This window comes from Mesorhizobium sp. M7A.F.Ca.CA.004.04.2.1, assembly GCF_004022825.1.
In the GTDB taxonomy this organism is placed as follows: Bacteria; Pseudomonadota; Alphaproteobacteria; order Rhizobiales; family Rhizobiaceae; genus Mesorhizobium.
The window spans coordinates 1-3,223 of record NZ_RZPH01000712.1 but is presented as its reverse complement, the minus strand read 5'-3'; the positions used below and the strand labels follow the sequence as shown (position 1 = coordinate 3,223).

5 protein-coding genes are annotated in these 3,223 nt (G+C 62.9%); 2 read left to right on the top strand and 3 right to left on the bottom strand.

Going from position 1 to position 3,223, the window contains the following annotated elements; all coding sequences use genetic code 11:
* The first annotated feature begins 80 nt into the window (after nucleotides 1–80).
* Together EN893_RS25705 and EN893_RS25700 are read left to right on the top strand one after the other, a co-directional pair.
* Nucleotides 81–1,226 (top strand): alpha-hydroxy acid oxidase, encoded by a 1,146-nt coding sequence (locus EN893_RS25705; RefSeq protein WP_127269626.1) that lies wholly within the window; start codon nucleotides 81–83, stop codon nucleotides 1,224–1,226.
* A gap of 9 nt (nucleotides 1,227–1,235) precedes the next feature.
* A complete protein-coding gene (locus tag EN893_RS25700) occupies nucleotides 1,236–1,781 on the top strand; it encodes an adenine phosphoribosyltransferase (RefSeq protein WP_013529989.1) in 546 nt (181 codons plus the stop codon).
* A 164-nt stretch (nucleotides 1,782–1,945) separates the two neighbouring features.
* Here the strand turns inward: EN893_RS25700 and EN893_RS25695 are convergent, their stop codons facing one another.
* From EN893_RS25695 to EN893_RS25685, 3 genes are all read right to left on the bottom strand, one after another.
* Complete coding sequence (locus EN893_RS25695; protein ID WP_127269624.1) at nucleotides 1,946–2,416, bottom strand: MaoC family dehydratase; 471 nt, start codon at nucleotides 2,414–2,416, stop codon at nucleotides 1,946–1,948.
* Nucleotides 2,413–2,889, bottom strand: a complete 477-nt coding sequence (locus EN893_RS25690; RefSeq protein WP_127269625.1) for a MaoC family dehydratase — start codon at nucleotides 2,887–2,889, stop codon at nucleotides 2,413–2,415. The genes EN893_RS25695 and EN893_RS25690 overlap by 4 nt, the downstream gene beginning before the upstream one ends.
* A 123-nt stretch (nucleotides 2,890–3,012) precedes the next feature.
* A partial coding sequence (locus tag EN893_RS25685) for a CorA family divalent cation transporter (protein WP_281062504.1) occupies nucleotides 3,013–3,223 on the bottom strand: 211 nt, incomplete at its 5' end.

The following is a 3,223-nucleotide window of genomic DNA, read 5'->3' as shown; positions in this document are numbered from 1 at the left end:
GCATCGCAGCATCAGGTTGATATTCGACGCATCGAACGGCGGCGAGAAGCTCGTCCCGCCATGGCCTTTGGAACTCGATGATGCGGCTCAGCGACTGTCACAACTTTTCCGATTTCCGGCGGATGGCGCAGCGGCGACTGCCGGGGCCGATTTTCAATTACATCGACGGCGCGGCGGACGACGAGGTCACCTACCGCCGCAACACCGAAAGCTTTGAGACCTGCGATCTGGTTCCCAACGTGCTGCGCGGGGTGAGCGAGGTCGACATGTCGGTGACGGTCATGGGCCAGAAGCTGGCGATGCCGTTCTATTGCTCGCCGACCGCCTTGCAGCGCCTGTTCCACCATCAGGGCGAGCGCGCGGTCGCCAAGGCCGCGGCCAAGTATGGCACCATGTTCGGCGTCTCGTCGCTTGGCACCGTCAGCCTCGAGGAGGCGCGCAGCATCAGCAGCAGCCCGCAGGTCTACCAGTTCTATTTCCATCGGGATCGCGGTCTCAACCGGGCGATGATGCAGCGCGCCAAGGCGGTCGGCGTCGAGGTGATGATGCTGACCGTCGACAGCATCACCGGAGGAAATCGCGAGCGCGACAAACGCACCGGCTTTGCCATTCCCTTCAAGCTCAACCTTGCCGGAATGGCGCAGTTCGCGCTCAAGCCGGCCTGGGCGATCAATTATTTCACGCATGAGGGGTTCAAGCTGCCGCAGCTCGACGAGCATGTCGACATGGGCGGCGGCACGATGTCGATCAGCCGCTACTTCACCGAGATGCTAGACCCGTCGATGACGTGGGACGATGTCGCCGAGATGGTCAAGCTTTGGTCGGGTCCGTTCTGTCTCAAGGGCGTTATGTCGGTGGAGGACGCAAGACGCGCCGTCGACATCGGCTGCAGCGGCATCGTGCTGTCGAACCATGGCGGGCGGCAGCTGGATGGCTCGCGGGCGGCGTTCGACCAGCTTGCCGAGATCGTCGATGCCGTTGGCGACAGGATCGACGTCATCATGGATGGCGGCGTGCAGCGCGGCACGCATGTGCTGAAGGCGCTGTCGCTCGGTGCCAAGGCCGTCGGTGTCGGACGCTACTATCTGTTCCCGCTCGCGGCGGCGGGCCAGCCCGGCGTCGAACGGGCCCTTGAGCAGATGCGGGTCGAGATCGAACGTGGCATGAAGCTGATGGGCTGCAGTTCGATCGAACAATTGTCGCGCAAGAACCTCCGTTTCAGGTAATCTCGACCCATGAAATCCTCCCTCGAAGACACATTGCTCGCCGCGATCCGTACCATTCCGGACTATCCCAAGCCAGGCATCCTGTTTCGCGACATCACCACCCTGCTCGGCAATGCGCGCGCCTTCCGCCGCGCCATCGACGAACTGGTGCATCCCTATGCCGGCCAGAAGATCGACAAGATCGCCGGCATCGAGGCACGTGGATTCATCCTTGGCGGCGCCGTCGCCCATCAGCTCTCGGCCGGCTTCGTGCCGATCCGCAAGAAAGGCAAGCTGCCCTACGAGACGGTGCGCGTCGCCTATAGCCTGGAATATGGCCTGGACGAGATGGAGATGCACAAGGACGGCGTTGCTCCGGGCGAGAAGGTGATCCTTGTCGACGATCTGATCGCCACCGGCGGCACCGCGGAAGCGGCGGTCAAGCTGCTGCGCCAGATCGGCGCCGACATCCTCGCCGCCTGTTTCGTCATCGACCTGCCGGACCTCGGCGGCCGCGCCAAGCTGGAGGCGCTCGGCGTGCCGGTCAGAACGCTGATAGGGTTCGAAGGGCATTAGGTTTCTCCCTCGCCCCGTTTACGGGGAGAGGGAAGCGAAGCGAGCAACGCGAGCGGAGCAGGGTGAGGGTAAGTACGACCGTCGAGTTTAAGACACCAACGCTGGCGCCGCCCCTCATCCGCCCTTCGGGCACCTTCTCCCCGTAAACGGGGCGAAGGAAAAAGCTACTCCACCTTCACCAGAACGGCGCTTTCGAACTCGAGCACCTTGTCGCCGGTGGGATTGAAAGCTTCCGAACGCAGCGCGAGAAGCCGCCAGCCGGGGCGTGAGGCGATCGGGCGGTGCGACAGCGCGGTGCGCGTGAAGGTGATGGTTTGCCCGGCATAGACCGGCTTCAGCCATTTCAGGTTCTTGAAGCCGGGCGAGGGGCCGAATTCCGGCACCGGACCGGGACCGCTCCACGCAGCGATCTCGGCGTCCATGCGGTTTTCCAGATTGAGTTTCATCCAGGTCGCGGCCGTGTGCCAGCCAGACGCGCAGAGGCCGCCGAGCACGCTTTTTTTCGCGGCCTCCTCGTCGATATGGAAGATTTGCGGGTCGTACTTGCGGGCGAAGGCTTTGATCGCCTCGGGCTCGAATGTGTGCGAGCCGAGCGTGACGGTGGTGCCGATACGGAAGAACTCGTCCAGTGTCATGCTTGGCTCCCCGCGGCATCGCGGGTGAGGAACATGACCGAGTTCTCGAGCTCGAAGACGCTTTCGCCACGCTGGTTGAACAGCTCGCTGCGCATGGTGACGAAGCCGAGTTGCGGCTTCGATTTCGACAGGCGCTTGGCAACAACCATCAGGGTGCCGGTCAGTTGGTCGCCGGCCAGGACCGGTTTCTTCCATTTGACCTGATCGACGCCGGGCGCGCCCTGGCAGGTCGAGTCCAGCAGGAACGCGTCGCAGAGCATGCGCATGAACATGGCGCAGGTGTGCCAGCCCGACGCTGCCAGCCCGCCGAGGATGCTGGCCTTGCCGGCTTCCTCGTCGAGATGCATCGGCTGCGGGTCAAATTCTCCGGCAAATTCGACGATCTCGGCGGCACTCACGAGCTTCGAGCCGAGGTCGATCGATGCGCCCTCGATGAAGTCCTCATAGGCCCATGTTTTTATCTCTGCAGTCATGGTCTGGAATCCGGCTTGTCGACCCACGATCCCCAGGATCGGGGTTTCCGGATGCAGGCCGGCGTTCATTTGGTCAAGCGATTTCTACTGCGCCAGCCTGTGGCCGCCGATCGACAAGGCCACTCAGAGCCAGCCGCGGCGGCGGAAGTACCAGAAGGGCAGGATCGCCGACAGCACCATCATGGCGATGGCGAAGGGATAGCCAAGTTGCCATTTCAACTCGGGGATGATGTCGAAATTCATGCCGTAGATCGAGGCGACCAAAGTCGGCGGCAGGAAGATGACGGCGGCGACCGAGAAGATCTTGATGATGGCGTTCTGCTCGATCGAGATC

Coding starts and splice junctions, on each gene's coding strand:
- EN893_RS25705 (WP_127269626.1), top strand. CDS start 81: ATGCGGCTCAGCGACTGTCACAACTTTTCCGATTTCCGGCGGATGGCG.
- EN893_RS25700 (WP_013529989.1), top strand. CDS start 1,236: ATGAAATCCTCCCTCGAAGACACATTGCTCGCCGCGATCCGTACCATT.
- EN893_RS25695 (WP_127269624.1), bottom strand. CDS start 2,416: ATGACACTGGACGAGTTCTTCCGTATCGGCACCACCGTCACGCTCGGC.
- EN893_RS25690 (WP_127269625.1), bottom strand. CDS start 2,889: ATGACTGCAGAGATAAAAACATGGGCCTATGAGGACTTCATCGAGGGC.